Here is a 598-nt window from a genome sequence, read left to right as displayed (position 1 = left end):
GTGTCGGTCGATTCCAGCGCGTAGGCACCAGCGCGGGCCGGGTCGTCAGCGGCGGCGGTGACTGCGGTTGCCGCGGACAGGGACCCGACGGGGTCGGGTCGCCCGCGACCGTCACCGAGCGCGGCGCGCAGTTCGAGCAGAGGCTCGAGCAGGGTCGTCACGATCGGCGGGTCTGCGGGGGTGGTGGTGTCGAGTGGGCGCATGTCTCAGACCTCCTGCGCGGCAGCGATCAGCGCGGCCGCAATGTCGGTATCGACGTCGCTCACCGCGGCCGTGTGGTCGCTCACTGCGACCGAGTACGCACCGAGCAGGGCCGCGGCGATACGCACGGTGGCGGCCTGGGAACCCACCGCGGTAGCCCAGGTGGTGGCGAACTCGCGGCCGAGCAATCCCAGACCGGCCAGTGACGCTGTAGCGGCGGCATCGGCGTGATCGGCGGCGGTGGTGAGCATGTCGGCGGTGTGGGCGGCGGTGGTGATGTAGAGCGCGGCCGCATCCGGATCGAGCATCAAATCGGCTGGCGGGTTGCTGGTCTCGGTCATTGTGTGACTCCTTGGACCGGTGGGTGATCTTGTGTGGTGAATGCTTGGACGTTGCG

At 69.7% G+C, this 598-nt stretch carries 2 protein-coding genes; both read right to left on the bottom strand.

Annotation, left to right across the window (positions count from 1 at the left end; genetic code table 11):
* Positions 1-203: hypothetical protein (locus tag ACFQV6_RS44350; protein ID WP_378033758.1), on the bottom strand; the 203-nt coding region annotated here is incomplete at its 3' end.
* Positions 204-206: 3 nt separating this feature from the next.
* Entirely contained in the window at positions 207-542 is a 336-nt protein-coding gene (locus ACFQV6_RS44345; RefSeq protein ID WP_378033757.1) for a hypothetical protein, read from the bottom strand.
* Positions 543-598: the final 56 nt, after the last annotated feature.

Source organism: Actinoplanes sp. GCM10030250, from assembly GCF_042666575.1.
GTDB lineage: Bacteria > Actinomycetota > Actinomycetes > Mycobacteriales > Micromonosporaceae > Actinoplanes.
This window is presented reverse-complemented; position numbering and strand designations above follow the sequence as displayed.

Bases quoted from the DNA above. Each gene is read 5' to 3' on its own strand.
- ACFQV6_RS44345 (WP_378033757.1), bottom strand. From the start codon at position 542: ATGACCGAGACCAGCAACCCGCCAGCCGATTTGATGCTCGATCCGGAT.